Raw genomic sequence first — 15570 nt, 5'->3', positions numbered from 1 at the left:
AACAAGTAACGAATTGTAAATTCAACTATGTCAGTACCCAACACTAATATTACATCCAAAAAATACAAAAAATTAGCCATTCAAGTTTCATTGAACGGACTGTCTTTTTGCTGTTTTGATACCTTAAACAATACCATAAATGCTTTAAGCGACGTCCATTTTGATCAGTTTTCTAAAGAAACTAAGATTGAGGATTTATTTGCCGACGCTTTTAGTAAGCACTCTGAGTTAAAAGAATCGTACGATGAAATTGTGGTAATTCACAATAATAACTTATCTACTTTTGTACCCACAGCACTTTTTGACGAACGCTTTTTAGGAAGTTATTTGCAGTACAATACCAAAGTTTTTAAAACTGATTTTTTTGCCTATGACCAAATTGAAAAATATCAAATGAATGCGGTTTACATTCCTTATGTCAATATCAATAATTTTTTTATTGATCAATTTGGTGCTTTTGAATACAAGCACGCCAATAGCATTTTAATCGAAAAGTTACTGGATGCATCCAAAAATAACGATCAAAAAAAGATGATCGTACATTTTAACGAGCGTCATTTTGAAATCATTGTCGTTCAAAATCAACAATTATTGTTATTTAATTCTTTTGATTATCAAACACCAGAAGATTTTATTTATTATTTACTGTTTACAGCAGAACAGTTACAAATGAATCCGGAAACTTTGAATCTGGAATTATTGGGAAAAATTGCAAAAGACGACGCCTACTTTACAATCGCTTATAAATACATTCGAAATGTTTCTCTCTTTAACGTCTCTAACCTGAAAAAGAACAATCATTTTACCACTGCTCAAAATCAACAACATTTTATTTTATTTCAATCATGAGAATCATTTCAGGCAAACATAAGGGAAGACGTATTTCGCCACCAAAAAATCTTCCGGTAAGACCGACAACCGACATGAGCAAAGAAGCATTATTTAATGTTTTGAATAATCATTTTAATTTTGAAGGTTTAAAGGTTTTGGACTTATTTTCGGGAACCGGAAACATAAGTTTTGAATTCGCTTCGCGCGGAAGTTCGCCAATTACTTCGGTTGATGGTGATTTTGGTTGTGTAAAATTTATCAAGCAAACAGCAACAGAATATGATTTTAATATTGCTGCAACTAAAAGTGATGTCTTTAAATATTTAGAAAATTGCAAAACGTCTTACGATATCATTTTCGCTGATCCTCCGTACGGAATGGATCAAGCTTCTTTTGAAAAAATTGTATTAACTATTTTTGAAAGAGAACTGCTGCACGAAGACGGCATGATGATAATCGAACACTCTAAATATTCTAAATTAGAGCATTTAATTAATTTCTCTTTTCAGAAAAATTACGGCGGCTCCTTTTTTAGTTTTTTCGAATTTGATAAAGAGCACGAGCAAGATTTAAAAAACTCAGATACTAATTTGCGAATTGTTGACGAAGAAGAGGATTAATATCTTGTATAATAAAAACAGCAAAAGCCTTCGAACAATCGGGGCTTTTGCTGTTTTTACAAACTTTTGTTTTGGTTCTGTATCCAAAATGACTTTATTTAATTTTATGTACAAGTAAGGATTATTTCAACAGTTGTCGTCTTTGCGGTATAAATCTAAGGTTTTGAACAGTATAAATTTTTATATTTCCTAAGGATCACATTGCTGAACAACAATTATTTCGCACCTAACAATTATTTTTCTTTAAAAATTTGTTTATTCCAAATATTTAGTCGAAGTTTAATCTATACTCAAATACACCTTATTATGAAACATTTTTACATATTATTCGGTACACTTTCTCTATTTTTCACACTGTCTGTAAGCGCGCAGTCAGCGAAAGTAATTAGAGTTGAAGATGGAAATACAATAGTTGTTCAGGATAAAAACAATAGTTTAATTACATTAACATTGGCTGAGGTGCTTTGCCCAGATGCTACCAAGGCATTTGGTAAAAAAGCTAAAAAATACACCGATGCCGAAGTACTTAATAAAGTAATTGAATACAATATTATTAATGTAGATAGTCAAAAGAGAAATATTGCTATTGTCTTTTATGATAATAAATATTTGTCTGAAGAAATTATTAAAAACGGCTACGGATGGCATTTCAAAGAAGAGTCCATTTATAATTTCAAAATTTTAAATGATTTGGAAAATTACGCAAAGAATAACAAAATTGGACTTTGGAACGATTCAACTATTATCATTCCGTGGGAAATAGCAGATAAAGTAACTGGAAACCGCTCTCAGTTAAGTGAGACACGCGATCCTAGACGCTAATATTTTACTGGAAAAGAAATTTCGACTTCATTAATGGTACCTATTCACTATTAGCGTAAATTTCCACAAAAATGAACTACTATATAATTACAAAGTGTATAGATAGTTTAAAACATAACCGCCTTAAAAACAAATTCTTAATTGAAAGCTGTGTAAACTTATAAAAAGTTTCGCAGCTTTTAATTTTTTACAACAACGCTGCCAAGAACGGCTTCTTTTAATAAATTTAAAGACGACAGCCTAGCAAAAAAACGAAAATTAATTAAAATAATTAACATCAACGCAAATCAGCTTTTAAAGTCTTGAAGCTAAATTAGGGCGCTAGAGCACTTTTTTGAAATTTAATAATTGCTGTTTTAATAACATTAAGATAACATAAACGTCGAATTGTTATAGGACTTTTGTACAAAATTAAACCCAACTAAAAATGGAGCAGATTTATGTTATAATGTTGATTGCGTTAGGAGTTTTGGCAATCATAGATTTAATGGTTGGCGTGAGTAATGACGCGGTAAATTTTTTGAATTCCGCAATTGGATCTAAAGCAATTTCCTTTAAAACTACCATGATCGTGGCGAGTGCGGGAGTATTAATTGGTGCCATGTTTTCCAGCGGTATGATGGAAATTGCCCGAAGCGGAATTTTTGTACCAAGCATGTTTAGTTTTAACGATGTGATGATTATTTTTCTGGCGGTAATGATTTCAGACATCCTCCTATTGGATGTTTTTAACTCTCTAGGACTTCCTACATCGACTACCGTTTCTATTATTTTTGAGCTTTTAGGGGCTGCGGTTTGTCTTGCTTTATATAAAATTTACACTGCAGATGATTCTTTAGACACTTTGGGAATGTATATTAATACTGAAAAAGCGTCGGCAATTGTTTACAGCATCTTGCTCTCTGTTCTTTTATCCTTTGCGGTGGGTAGTTTGGTACAATATATTTCGAGGTTAATTTTTACATTTCACTACGAGAAAAAATTAAAATATTTTGGTGCTATTTTCGGTGGAATTGCTATTTCGGCAATTACATTTTTTATTTTAATTAAAGGGTTAAAAGGAGTTTCATTTATTTCTACACAGCAATTTGCTTGGATCGATAAGCATCAGTTTTTGATTTTGGGGGTTAATTTTGCGTTTTTTACCTTACTTTCTCAAGTGCTGATAAGCTATTTTAAAATCAATATTCTGCGGGTTATCATCATCATCGGAACTTTTGCTTTGGCACTTGCTTTTGCAGGAAATGACTTGGTGAATTTTATAGGTGTGCCAATTGCGGCATTCAATTCGTACGAAATCTTTAATGCTAGCGGAGTTTCGGGCGATGCTTTGATGATGGGAGCTCTTGCAAATGATGATATTGTTGCTCCGTTTTACTTCTTGTTACTGGCAGGAATTGTAATGGTAATTACGCTTTGGACGTCTAAAAAAGCAAAGGCGGTAATAGAAACTGGGGTAAATTTATCTCGCCAAGGTGACGGCGTGGAAAAGTTTTCTCCAAATGCAGCTTCGCGAGGGATCGTGAGATTGGGTGTTTATATTGGAGAAGGAATCAACTTCTTCTTACCTAAATCATTGCAAATCAAAATTGACAATCGTTTTATAAGCGTCAAAAAATCAAGCAAAAAATCTGACGACGAACCTGCATTTGATATGGTTAGAGCATCGGTAAATTTAATGGTTGCGAGTATTCTGATTGCCATAGGAACATCGATGAAATTGCCGTTATCAACTACGTACGTAACCTTTATGGTTGCCATGGGTACTTCTTTTGCCGACCGAGCTTGGGATAGAGAAAGTGCCGTTTATAGAATAGCTGGAGTTTTTAAAGTTATCGGAGGTTGGTTTTTTACGGCATTCGTTGCTTTTGCGTTAGCACTTATCATTGCATATATTTTAAAAATTGGTGAGGTTTTTGCATTTGTAGGATTGCTTTTGATGCTTGCCATCATGCTGTACCGAAGCTCTAGAAAATACAAAGAAAAGGTTGCTGTTGAAGAAGAAATCAAGAGCTTGAACAAAGAAGATATTGGTACTGTTACCGAAATGATTGCCGAAAGTTCTGCCCAAATTTCGAAGGTTTTCCGCAAGACTTCTGCCTTGTATTCAAATGTAATTGATAATTTAAGTTTGCATGATTTAGCCAAACTGAAATTGAACAAGAAAGACCAAAAGAAACTTGAAAAAGAAATTGATGAGCTAAAAAGTAACGTATTTTATTTCATCAAAAACTTAGACGACAATTCAGTTGAAGCTAGTAAATTCTACATTTTGATCTTAGGTTACCTGCAAGATATGGTTCAGTCTATAGACTTCATTACTGCTACTAGTTATTCGCACGTGAACAATAATCATAAGCCTTTAAAGTTTAATCAGATTCGTGATCTTAAAACAATTGACCGACAGGTGCAGTATTTACTGCAGCTTCTTGAAGACAGTTTTAAATCTGAAGATTTCTATAAAATTGATTTAATTTTAAAAGACAAGCAAGTGTTATTGGATACTGTTTCTAATCTTATTTCGAAGCAAATTAACCGAATTAGAACTACCGAGACGAGTCCGAAGAACAGCAAATTATACTTCGCTTTGTTATTAGAAACTAATGATTTGGTAAAATCAATTATGAATTTATTAGAGTTGTTTAAAGAGTTCAATACACATCAAAAGAGATAATTATTAGTACAAAAACATGATCAAAAAATAGATCGTGGTTCATAGCCCTGATCGAAACGGCATCCTTTGTGTGCGCCGCAGCGCGCACAAAGATAAAGTGCAGAGCAGGAAGTTTGTTGCTATAAAATGCCAAACATGATGCTCCAAAATTAAATCTTAAAATCAATTATCCGATGGCCGTTAAATACTAAAAGCTTTCGCCTGTGTTGACATAAAAGCTTTTGGAATGGTTTCCTACTGCGTACGAAGCCACCACATTTGTCTTGGTTTTCTTGTCTATTAAAAGTCGAAGTCCAACGCCAAAGGCCGGTTGTATGTACTCTAAAACCTGAATGTTTCTGTCTCGGTCGCTGGTTGAGGTAAAATTACCAAATACGGTTCCACTCAACAATTGGTTGCACAAAATAGGAAAACGATATTCAGTTTCAAAATAAACCAAATCTTGTCCGCGCAACAGTCCTTGTGTGTACCCTCGCCCGCCTCTACTTTGCTGGTCAAATCCTACGGCTGGTAAATTTAAATAAGGTAAATTTCCTTTGGTTAAAAACTGACCGTAACTCCAGAAAGCTAACACGTGCTGATCGTTTGTTTTGCTCAACGGAATATAATATTTGAGCTCGGTAAACAGAACCATGCTAGCTGCTCCATTTTTTTCGACGGGCAAATTGGTTCTGTAATTTACGTTAGCAAATAAGCCGTGATTAGGATTGACTAAGTTGTCGCGCGAATCATAAACTAAATTGGCACTGATTCCTTTTACAGCATATTTGTCGGTACGAAAACCATGCAAGGTGTTGTAGTCATTGTGATAAGTTGTTTCATTATTGGCCAGATACAAAGGTTCGTCCACAATGTTCATGTAACCATCATAGTGAACGCCGCCGCCCACGTATAAATTATCTGCTACGAGAGCGGATGCAGTTTGATGAAATTTAATAAAATCATATTTCATGGGTTGCGCAATGGACTCGATTTCGAAATCGGTTTTGGGTGGCGGAATAATATCTGCTCCTAGTCCGTAATTATCTTGTGAAAATTTATAATAACGCCAATCACCACCCAAATACAATTTGTTGTGATTGAGTAGCAAGTTACTTTTTACATCAATCAATATTTGTTTTTTGGTAGTATAGGTTGCCATTAAATAGGCAGTCGAATATTTATCTTCGGGCAATTTACCTTTAAAAGTATATTGTGTTATAGCTCCATAAATCAAACCATTGGCTGGCTGAACGAAAACTACCGGCAAGATGAGTAAGAAATTGTCTTTTGTGGGTTTAATTACTGCTAAAGAATCTTTCTTTTTAAACAGCTCTGGCAAATCTTTAACTGGACACTCTCTTGAATCGTTATCGTCGTTCTGCGCAAATGAGAATTGAGAAAAAAGCAATAGAATGGGTAGTGCTACAACGGTTACCCATTTACTTTTAGTGTTTTTAGACATGTAGAATTAGTTTTATGTATAAAGGAACAACATTTACTAAAAGAAAAATTCTTTTTAATCAATTATTTTATACCGACAAAAGTATAAATGTCCACGTTAAAAGAAATGCAGGCAACATCAATTGCATTTGAAATTATTAAAAGTACAAACTGTTTAGAGCTCACTTTCAGTACAAATTCTAATACGATAAAATCACTAATAGATAATTAATTATTTCCCGATAACCCAACCCAAACTAAAATTTGCAACAATTGATAAATCTGTATTATACCGATCAAAATTTACTCCAGCTCCAAAGTTTAAATCTAGATTAAATTTTCGTCTATAAGTCCGTTGAAAACCCCACACTGGCGCAATGGTCAATGATGGTACATATTCTCCAAAGTTTTTATTAGTAGAGATCGATTGAAAGTTGTAAATAGCAGTTACTGCCATGAAATTTCCAGAATTAAAAGCAGTTTTTTTGCCTTTAGCTGCTCTTTTCTCTAAGTTATAATAATGTCGAAACTGTTCTTGAATAAAGGGCATAAAGTAAAAGGTTGACTCATTGTTAAAATCACTGGACCTATAACCAAATCCTGAAGTAAGTTCAGAGTAAAGCGTGTTTTTATCAGAGAAAGCATGTTCATAAACAAAACCCGGTAATAATACATTAATTTTAAATTGACTTTTAGCAACAGTCACTACTGCTTCCTCTTGCGCTTGAACTCCCGTAAATAGTAATAATGATGCAATTAAAAGAAAGTATTTTTTTGACATTTTGATTTATTTTTTTTTAAAACAAAACAAAAGTAGTACTTAATAAGATAATCAAAGTAAAAACTTACATCTTTATTATTCGATTAGTAGTTGCAACCTTCAATATTATAACTAACATAAAAAATTATATAATAATAATTGCAGCGCTCGGTCCTAAATTTGGGTATAATTATAAAACAAACATCATGAATTTAAAAAGATTTTTCGGAGCATTACTTACCATTTTAGGAATCGGTGGATTGATTTATACTGCTGTCATATTTGCAGGTACAGGTGGAGAGACTAGAGATATTAAGACGCTGGTAATTTATGGAATACTTGGAATCGTTTTCTTTTCTGCTGGTATTAGTCTGGTTAGAACTACTAAGGACGAATCTTAATTTCTAAAGGTGAAGGAGAAAATTAAAAAAATGCAGACCTGTAAGCCGGATTCTGTTCTTGTTACAAGTAACAATACCTTATCATTTATCTAGATCACGTATTACTACGGGACTCGAGCTACCTACCCTTCAACAACGAACGAGACGCTCTTAAATGCTGATATACTTGGTATTTCACCGCATAGAGTTTACCTGTTTTCACTACAGCATTACCTGTACATACTTTCTGTTGCACTTGTCCTGATTCTGATTGCTCAGAACCGACGGGTGTTACCCGCTATGCTTCTCTGTGGTGTCCGGACTTTCCTCCCCCCGCCAAGGCGGGCGGCGATAAGGCGGTCTGCGGGTGCAAATTTAGTTTTTTATTGTAGTCATATCCTAATTAATCTCATTTTACTTTACCAGTAGTTTTCTGAAACCTTTTACGCATAAATTGTCTATATTTAAAGTTCAACTTTTAAATCTTGAATCATGGTAAAAATGTACCACTACAGCACGGTCGCTAAAGCCCTAGATCAATTACATGAAAAGGGATTTACGTTTGACTACAATGTAAACGAGGCCATTATTGTAAAAAATCCGGAGAAATTCGAAATTGTTCACATTTATCGTTACGAAGGAAATTCAGACCCTGGTGATGAAGCCGTAGTTTACGGAATTAAATCATCATCCGGTAAAAAAGGAGTTTTTGTGGCTGGTTTTTCGGCAAATAGTCAAACTGAAGCGTGCAAAGTCTTAATTGATTTGAGCATCAAAGGCAGATAAGATAATTTGATACAAAGTGCATTTACTCTCTTATTAATTTTGTTACTTACCTTATGTAAAATACCTACGAGTTTTTGTAAATGACAATTGATCTAAATTGAAATGATGCAAAAACTTCTGTTAATTCTATAAATTGAAAACGAAGTAATCTCTTAATTTTGAAAAAAATAAACGTAATCAAAACTTGCAAAATACAGTATGTAAATTGATCTTTTACTCAAATTATCTTCTGTATTTAGCATAATACCATTAAAAAATAATAAATATTTAAATTATGAAAAACATAATAAACAGAATTTTAGTATTAAGCATAATACTTTTTTCATTTACGAGTTGTGAAGTTATTGGTGGAATTTTTAAAGCCGGAATGGGTGTAGGTATATTTATAGTGATTGCAATTATAGCTGTTATCATTTTTGCATTCAGCAAACTTTTTGGAGGTAAAAAATAAAATACGTACTTTTTAATTCCAAAAAAAACTCCCGTACTATAAACAGTATGGGAGTTTTTTAATTTTATAACGCTATTAAAATTAAGAATACATCTTCTTTCTTAATTCTTGTACTTTTTCGTCATCTAGATAGTCATCAAACGTCATATAACGATCAATCACTCCATTTGGTGTTAGCTCTACTACTCTATTACCAACAGTTTGTGCAAACTCGTGGTCATGAGTGGTAAATATTATCGAACCTTTAAAGTTTTTAAGCGAGTTGTTAAAGGCTGTAATCGACTCTAAGTCCAAGTGATTGGTTGGTTCGTCTAACATTAAAATATTAGCGCGCTCCATCATCATACGAGACAACATACAACGTACTTTTTCTCCTCCCGACAAAACTCTACTTGTTTTTAATGCTTCTTCTCCCGAGAAAATCATTTTTCCTAGAAATCCACGAATGTGCACTTCATCACGTTCTTCTTCTGTTTTTGTCCATTGACGCAACCAGTCTACCAAACTTAAATCATTTTCAAAATATTCGTGATTTTCAGCAGGTAAATACGCTTGATTAGTTGTTATCCCCCAGTCGTAGGTTCCTCCATCTGCTTGTTGCTTTCCGTTTAAAATTTCATAAAAAGCAGTTGTAGCGCGTGAATCTTTAGAGAAAAGTACAATTTTATCTCCTTTCGCCATATTCAAATCAATTCCTTTAAACAAAACATCTCCTTCCACAGAAGCGCTTAGTTGTTGGATATTTAAAATTTGATCTCCCGCCTCACGCTCTTGATCAAAAATAATTGCAGGATAGCGGCGGCTCGAAGGCTTGATTTCAGAAATATTCAACTTCGAAATCATTTTTTTACGTGAAGTTGCTTGTTTAGACTTGGCAACGTTGGCACTAAAACGACGAATAAATTCTTCTAACTCCTGCTTTTTTTCTTCTGCTTTCTTATTTTGTTGTGCACGTTGCTTTGCCGCTAATTGGCTAGACTCATACCAGAAGGTGTAATTTCCTGAATAATGATTAATTTTAGAAAAATCAATATCTGAAATGTGTGTACAAACTGCATCAAGAAAGTGACGGTCGTGCGATACTACAATAACAGTGTTTTCATAATTTGCTAAGAAGTTCTCTAACCAAGCGATGGTTTCAAAATCCAAGTCGTTAGTAGGCTCATCCATAATAAGCAAATCTGGATTTCCAAAAAGAGCTTGTGCCAAAAGTACACGTACTTTAATTTTTCCTTCTAGATCACCCATTAAAGTGTAATGGTGTTCTTCGCTTATTCCTAAATTAGATAGCATTGATGCTGCATCAGAGTCGGCATTCCAACCGTTCATTTCTTCAAACTGCACCTGCAGCTCTCCTATTCGGTCTGCATTTTTATCATTATAGTCTAAATAAAGTTCATCCATTTCTTTTTTAACGGCATACAAAACTTTGTTCCCCATTAAAACGGTTTCCAAAACAGTATGTTCATCAAACATATTGTGGTTTTGATTTAAAACCGACATACGTTTACCTGGTTCCAAATGAACGTGCCCAGCAGTAGGGTCCATTTCGCCTGAAATAATTTTTAAGAAAGTAGATTTTCCAGCTCCATTGGCTCCAATAACTCCATAAATATTACCGTGTGTGAAAGTGGTATTTACTTCGTCAAACAAGATTCGTTTGCCAAATTGAACTGATAAATTATTGACTGTTAACATGAATTTCTATTTAATTAATTTTGTGCAAAAGTACAAAAATTAACCATATAAGCGCTAATTACTACCAAGACGATTAATCAAACGCTACTTTATAATTTATAAATTTTATAAAAAACAAAAAGAGCTTCATTTTTCAATGAAACTCTTTTATTAACGTATGATTTAAGCTACTACTTATCTTTTATATACCGTAATAATACCTAAGGCATCTTTTAATTTAAGCTCATTAACAGTTAAGTTAACTATATCACGCTTAATAGAAATTCCGTCAACTGTGGTGGTTAAATCATTATGAGATCTGCTATAAGTACCTTCGCTGGTAGATTCAACACATTCTCCTCCTACTTTGTTAAACTTACCAACAACTACCTTACTACTTACTCTTAAATCCATAAAGTTTCTGTCACAACCTTCCACATTTTCTAAAGCATCGATAAGTTCCTCTTTACCATTAATTACCAAACCAGTTTGCGAAACCAACCATTTTCCTTGAATAGGTGCAAGCGTTTCCCCTTCATTGTCATCGCTACTGCATGAGATTGCAAAAATTCCGATAAATGCGATAAGTGCTAATACTAAACTTCTCTTTTTCATTGTATTTATTTTTTTTGTGATTATTACCAGCAAAAGTACCTAGAAGCAGCACTATCATTATTACAGAATTTCGGTAATAATTTACATTACTAAAGCCTAATTTTATACGAATACGCTAGATTTTTATATAAGATATAAAACAAAAAACCCGATCAAAAGATCGGGTTCTTACCATTAGCTTCTTTAAACAAACCAAATAACAAATTAAAAAGAAACTAATGTACATTCAAAATATAAAAATCAGATTAAAACATAAATAACCAAACTCAATTTTAACCACTCTAATTTTTAATCTTTTGAACTAACTATAAAACTTACTAATACAAACTAAATTAATTTTTTAAGACTTGAATAAACTGACAACTCTACATCAGCATGTTCTTTTGTGTTGCATTTTTCAACTAATTCTAATAGCGATTTTCCATCTACCTTCTTACCATCCAACAATAAAACAATTTGCTTTGAGGCATCACTTAAATTCTGCACTAGTGGCAAAAGAGGCTGAACTAGTGGCGCATTAGCAGCCAAATTGTTCAGTTGATTATTTAAGACTATCCATTTATTTAAAAATCCAATAACTATCGCTTTATTATCCTTATCTTTTTTAAGTAAGTACGCATCAACTACTTTTGCAAAAGCCCTAGCATCTGGAGCATCTGGAACACATAGATCAGCAAAAAGAGTTAGTGGAGAATACATTTGATATTCTGTTCCACCTTTATTTCGAGTATATCCTTTTAAAGGTTCGCAAACATTCGCAAACGCTCTTAAAGCTTCGAAGTTTTGATTGTTGCTTATATTTCTCAGCAAAACTTCCTTATTTTTCAAATGCGTAATTCCTAATTCTTCTAATTGTACAGACACTTTCGCTAATCGCTTGTGCATGCTTTCTAAATCTGTAATGTCTTCAGCAGACCATAAACGTTCTGCAATTGCAACAGTTCTTGGCCATATTCTCGAATCAATAGTTGCAGGTGAGGCTAATTCTGTCCACATAGTGGCTTCTCCTCCTAATATTCTAGCTTTTTCAACATCTGAAAAATTAGCGTTTTTAGGCATTGGATCATTTAAATAATGCGTATCAACGCTAAGTAATAAATCAATATAAAATCCATTCGACAACACAGTTTTGTAACCGTTTTTTGCTGCCTTAACTAAGGATTCGCCTGGTTGCATGCCTTCATGTGCACCTCTCCAAGAATGAATAATAGCATCTTTAGACATGTCTTTGGTCATGATTTCTTCCCAACCCATTAATTGCTTGCCATGTTTTTTAAGCATCGGAACCAATTTCATTGTAAAATAAGTTTGCAAATCATGGTTGGTTTCTAACTTATTTTTCTTTTTAAATGCTTGAATTTTAGCATTTGCATCCCAATCTTTACCTTCATTTTCATCGCCACCAATGTGAAAATAGTCACCTGGAAACAAAGGGCAAACTTCATCAAAAATTTCACTCAATAATTGATACGTTTTGGGATTTGTCGGATCTAAAGTTGGCGAAAAAATACCTGCATTACGCTCTAAAGTATACGTTTGAAAACCGCTTGCTTGTGCGTTCTTCTCAACAGTTCCTCCAGCAACAGAAATTACTTTACTTCCAACTTCTGGATATGCTGTTAAAATCGCAGTACCGTGCCCTGGCACATCAATTTCGGGTACTACTAAAATACCGCGCTCATCTGCATATTTTACAATTCCTTTAATTTCTTCTTGTGTATAAAACAATCCATCAGAAGCTACTTCGGTTAATTTTGGATGTTTTTTCATTTCAATTCTCCATCCTTGATCATCTACTAAATGCCAATGAAAAACATTCATCTTAACCGCTGCCATAGCATCAATATTTCTTTTTACAACATCAATTGGTTGAAAGTGTCTTGAAACATCTAGCATTAAACCTCTCCAAGCAAACCTCGGAAAATCCGAAATTGTACTATTAGGAAAATAAAAACTAGTCGCATTATTTTGCATCAATTGCAATAAAGTCTCCAAAGCATGAATGGCTCCCAAATCACTCGTAGCATTAATTGTAATTTTCTCAGATTCAATGTCTAAATGATAACTTTCATCTTCGTACAAACCAATTTTACCACTTTTAGTACAATTAATTTGCAATTGCGCTGTTGGTTCTTGGTTTAATTTTGTAATAAAACCTTGTGTGAAAAACAAGCCTGTTCTACCATCTAATCTACGCAAAAATCTGGTCGCTGCGCCATAAACTCTACTGTTTGGAGCACCAGTAATATTTATTTTAAAATCTTTATTTAAAGAAAAATTACCTTCGTTTAAAGAGATGTTCTGAGGCCAAGGCATTACGTTTAACTCCTCTTTTTTAACTTGAGCAGTAACCATTACACCAACGAAAAGTAGAGCAAAAATATATTTCATTTTAATTGGAATTGAAAACTATCAGCACTGATAGTTACAGTAAATATTTTTAAAAAATTCAGAGTGATTCTATTTGAACCTCACTTTCGCAAAATCCATCCGAATTTATTAATCTGACATTATGAGATTATAATTTAATAATCAAAGCGTTTAAAAGCTTCTATAGCTTCGTATTCGGCCAAACCTAGATCATCATAAAGAATAGCAGTATTTTTGTTTCTGTCCTCTGCTCTAACCCAAAATTCTCTAGAGTCATTTCCTTGAAACATTACCCTATCTTTTTGTGATTGATGGTATAAAATAGCGTGACGCTTAAGTAGAACTTCTGATGGACTTAATGGAACAGCCATATCGATTTCATGAATATCCCATTCATGCCATGCTCCTCGGTACAACCACAACCAACAATCATTCATAAATAATTGCGATTTTAAAGCGCCCATTGCGGCAAAAATAGCATTCAAACAAACTTCATGAGTTCCATGTGGATCTGCTAAATCTCCAGCGGCAAAAACCTGATGCGGTTTAATTTTACTAATGATGTCTTTAACAATTTCAACGTCAATTTGTCCTAATGGATTCTTTTTAACTTGACCCGTTTCATAAAATGGCAAATCTAAAAAGTGTACATTTTCATCTTTTAAACCAATGTATCGTACTGCCGCGTAAGATTCTCTTCTTCGTATTAATCCTTTTAATTTTCTAACTTCAAGGGAATCAATTTGATTTTCAGACTTATTGTTTAAAAATGCAATTACTTCTTTGAAATTAATATCAGTACCGTCAGTACATATAAAATCACTACAAACTTCAGCGAACTTAAGTGCTTCGTCATCTGTAACGGCTATATTTCCAGAGGTTTGATATACCACATGTATATCGTGACCTTGTTTTATCAATTTTGAAAAAGTCCCTCCCATAGAGATCACATCATCATCAGGATGTGGACTAAAAAGAATAATTCTTTTTATGGCTGGATTGGCTCTTTCTGGTCGAAATGAGTCATCCGTATTTGGTTTACCACCTGGCCATCCAGTTATAGTATGCTGTAAAACATTGAACATGTTAATATTCATGTCGTAAGCAGAACCTTCTTGCGCCAGTAAATCAGACATTCCGTTATTGTTGTAATCACGGTCTGTTAATTTTAAAATAGATTGTTTTGTTTTTTGACACAACCAAACAATTGCTTTACTTTTTAATTCTTGAGTCCATATGCACTCTCCAACTAACCAAGGCGTTTTAAAACGCGTTAATTCAGATGCAGCCGATTGATCTAAAACAAAAGTAGCATTGCAATGATTCTGTAAAAATGTTGCTGGTATGATAGAACTAATTTCTCCTTGAATTGTTCTCTTTATAATATCAGCTTTGTTTTGTCCCCAAGCCATCAGTACAATTCTTTTTGAACGTAGAATTGTAGATACTCCCATTGTAATCGCTCTTTTAGGAACGTTATCGATACCATTAAAATCTGATGAAGCATCAATTCTAGTGATATGATCTAAGGTAATAATGCGTGTTCCAGAATTGATATGTGAACCTGGCTCATTGAAACCAACGTGACCGGTGCGTCCAATTCCTAATAATTGAAAATCTAATCCACCTGCATTTTTAATATTCATTTCGTAATCGATGCAATATTGGTTTATTTCATCAATGGTTACGGTTCCATCAGGAATATTGATATTTTCAGGTTTAATATCAATGTGATTGAACAAATGTTCATGCATAAAATGAAAGTAACTTTTATTGCTTTCTCTTGACATTGGATAATATTCATCCAAATTAAAAGTGATAACATTGCTAAAGCTTAGACCTTCTTCTCTGTGCATTCTAACTAATTCTTCGTACACCTTCACAGGAGAAGAACCAGTTGCTAAACCAAGTACACAAGATTGATTGTTTTCTTGTTTGAATCTAATTAATTGAGCAATTTCTTGCGCAACTACCTTTGAAGCTTCTACTGAATTTTTGAATATTTCGTTATGAATTTTCTCAAAACGAGTTTCTTCAAATTTACCAGCACTTTTATAGCTAATGTCAGATTTGATTTCTAAAGCACTTTTCATTGTATGTTTTTTATATATAACTATAAAGATCTTTCTGTTTTAATAAATGGTGCAAGTAACATGCGTTAC

The 15570-nt window shown here is 33.4% G+C and carries 13 protein-coding genes and 1 other RNA gene; 7 read left to right on the top strand and 7 right to left on the bottom strand.

Going from position 1 to position 15570, the window contains the following annotated elements; translation table 11 throughout:
- Positions 1-27 precede the first annotated feature (27 nt).
- The 4 genes from ACRASX_RS10430 (at position 28) to ACRASX_RS10415 (ending at position 4947) form a co-directional block, all read left to right on the top strand.
- Positions 28-849: a DUF3822 family protein gene (locus ACRASX_RS10430; RefSeq protein ID WP_432221171.1), complete on the top strand. Its 822-nt coding sequence runs from the start codon at positions 28-30 to the stop codon at positions 847-849.
- Complete coding sequence (locus ACRASX_RS10425; RefSeq protein WP_066308597.1) at positions 846-1451, top strand: RsmD family RNA methyltransferase; 606 nt, start codon at positions 846-848, stop codon at positions 1449-1451. The genes ACRASX_RS10430 and ACRASX_RS10425 overlap by 4 nt, the downstream gene beginning before the upstream one ends.
- A gap of 306 nt (positions 1452-1757) precedes the next feature.
- Positions 1758-2273: a thermonuclease family protein gene (locus tag ACRASX_RS10420; protein WP_066308598.1), complete on the top strand. Its 516-nt coding sequence runs from the start codon at positions 1758-1760 to the stop codon at positions 2271-2273.
- A gap of 427 nt (positions 2274-2700) precedes the next feature.
- Positions 2701-4947: an inorganic phosphate transporter gene (locus ACRASX_RS10415; protein WP_066308600.1), complete on the top strand. Its 2247-nt coding sequence runs from the start codon at positions 2701-2703 to the stop codon at positions 4945-4947.
- A gap of 187 nt (positions 4948-5134) precedes the next feature.
- Here the strand turns inward: ACRASX_RS10415 and ACRASX_RS10410 are convergent, their stop codons facing one another.
- Together ACRASX_RS10410 and ACRASX_RS10405 are read right to left on the bottom strand one after the other, a co-directional pair.
- Complete coding sequence (locus ACRASX_RS10410; protein ID WP_432221170.1) at positions 5135-6391, bottom strand: BamA/TamA family outer membrane protein; 1257 nt, start codon at positions 6389-6391, stop codon at positions 5135-5137.
- Between the two features lie 210 nt (positions 6392-6601).
- Positions 6602-7150 (bottom strand): hypothetical protein, encoded by a 549-nt coding sequence (locus ACRASX_RS10405; RefSeq protein WP_432221169.1) that lies wholly within the window; start codon positions 7148-7150, stop codon positions 6602-6604.
- A 185-nt stretch (positions 7151-7335) separates the two neighbouring features.
- Here ACRASX_RS10405 and ACRASX_RS10400 point away from each other — a divergent pair, with 185 nt between their 5' ends.
- Complete coding sequence (locus ACRASX_RS10400) at positions 7336-7530, top strand: hypothetical protein (protein WP_066308607.1); 195 nt, start codon at positions 7336-7338, stop codon at positions 7528-7530.
- Positions 7531-7555: 25 nt separating this feature from the next.
- On the opposite strand, the gene rnpB is transcribed toward ACRASX_RS10400, so the two are convergent.
- Positions 7556-7877, bottom strand: an RNA gene (gene rnpB / locus ACRASX_RS10395) — RNase P RNA component class A.
- A gap of 124 nt (positions 7878-8001) precedes the next feature.
- On the opposite strand from rnpB, the gene ACRASX_RS10390 reads away from it, so the two are divergent.
- Both ACRASX_RS10390 and ACRASX_RS10385 read left to right on the top strand, forming a co-directional pair.
- The gene (locus tag ACRASX_RS10390; RefSeq protein WP_066308610.1) at positions 8002-8295 is read left to right on the top strand and encodes a hypothetical protein; all 294 of its coding nucleotides are present in this window, start codon (positions 8002-8004) and stop codon (positions 8293-8295) included.
- 274 nt (positions 8296-8569) lie between these two features.
- The gene (locus tag ACRASX_RS10385; protein WP_197413388.1) at positions 8570-8746 is read left to right on the top strand and encodes a hypothetical protein; all 177 of its coding nucleotides are present in this window, start codon (positions 8570-8572) and stop codon (positions 8744-8746) included.
- Between the two features lie 81 nt (positions 8747-8827).
- Here the strand turns inward: ACRASX_RS10385 and ACRASX_RS10380 are convergent, their stop codons facing one another.
- From ACRASX_RS10380 to nagB, 4 genes are all read right to left on the bottom strand, one after another.
- On the bottom strand, positions 8828-10444 hold the full coding sequence (locus ACRASX_RS10380; RefSeq protein WP_066308613.1) for an ABC-F family ATP-binding cassette domain-containing protein: 1617 nt from the start codon (positions 10442-10444) through the stop codon (positions 8828-8830).
- Between the two features lie 174 nt (positions 10445-10618).
- Entirely contained in the window at positions 10619-11038 is a 420-nt protein-coding gene (locus ACRASX_RS10375) for a lipocalin family protein (protein ID WP_432221168.1), read from the bottom strand.
- Positions 11039-11365: 327 nt separating this feature from the next.
- Positions 11366-13429, bottom strand: a complete 2064-nt coding sequence (locus tag ACRASX_RS10370) for a beta-N-acetylhexosaminidase (RefSeq protein WP_432221167.1) — start codon at positions 13427-13429, stop codon at positions 11366-11368.
- A 134-nt stretch (positions 13430-13563) separates the two neighbouring features.
- A complete protein-coding gene (nagB, locus tag ACRASX_RS10365; protein WP_432221166.1) occupies positions 13564-15501 on the bottom strand; it encodes a glucosamine-6-phosphate deaminase in 1938 nt (645 codons plus the stop codon).
- Positions 15502-15570: the final 69 nt, after the last annotated feature.

The sequence above is a fragment of the Flavobacterium sp. TMP13 genome (assembly GCF_050847115.1).
Taxonomy (GTDB): Bacteria; Bacteroidota; Bacteroidia; order Flavobacteriales; family Flavobacteriaceae; genus Flavobacterium.
The sequence above is the reverse complement of the archived record's forward strand: the minus strand, read 5'-3'. Positions and strand labels throughout refer to the sequence as shown.

Excerpts from the sequence above, each read along its gene's own strand:
- ACRASX_RS10430 (WP_432221171.1), top strand. The coding sequence starts at position 28 with ATGTCAGTACCCAACACTAATATTACATCCAAAAAATACAAAAAATTA.
- ACRASX_RS10425 (WP_066308597.1), top strand. The coding sequence starts at position 846 with ATGAGAATCATTTCAGGCAAACATAAGGGAAGACGTATTTCGCCACCA.
- ACRASX_RS10420 (WP_066308598.1), top strand. The coding sequence starts at position 1,758 with ATGAAACATTTTTACATATTATTCGGTACACTTTCTCTATTTTTCACA.
- ACRASX_RS10415 (WP_066308600.1), top strand. The coding sequence starts at position 2,701 with ATGGAGCAGATTTATGTTATAATGTTGATTGCGTTAGGAGTTTTGGCA.
- ACRASX_RS10410 (WP_432221170.1), bottom strand. The coding sequence starts at position 6,391 with ATGTCTAAAAACACTAAAAGTAAATGGGTAACCGTTGTAGCACTACCC.
- ACRASX_RS10405 (WP_432221169.1), bottom strand. The coding sequence starts at position 7,150 with ATGTCAAAAAAATACTTTCTTTTAATTGCATCATTATTACTATTTACG.
- ACRASX_RS10400 (WP_066308607.1), top strand. The coding sequence starts at position 7,336 with ATGAATTTAAAAAGATTTTTCGGAGCATTACTTACCATTTTAGGAATC.
- ACRASX_RS10390 (WP_066308610.1), top strand. The coding sequence starts at position 8,002 with ATGGTAAAAATGTACCACTACAGCACGGTCGCTAAAGCCCTAGATCAA.
- ACRASX_RS10385 (WP_197413388.1), top strand. The coding sequence starts at position 8,570 with ATGAAAAACATAATAAACAGAATTTTAGTATTAAGCATAATACTTTTT.
- ACRASX_RS10380 (WP_066308613.1), bottom strand. The coding sequence starts at position 10,444 with ATGTTAACAGTCAATAATTTATCAGTTCAATTTGGCAAACGAATCTTG.
- ACRASX_RS10375 (WP_432221168.1), bottom strand. The coding sequence starts at position 11,038 with ATGAAAAAGAGAAGTTTAGTATTAGCACTTATCGCATTTATCGGAATT.
- ACRASX_RS10370 (WP_432221167.1), bottom strand. The coding sequence starts at position 13,429 with ATGAAATATATTTTTGCTCTACTTTTCGTTGGTGTAATGGTTACTGCT.
- nagB (WP_432221166.1), bottom strand. The coding sequence starts at position 15,501 with ATGAAAAGTGCTTTAGAAATCAAATCTGACATTAGCTATAAAAGTGCT.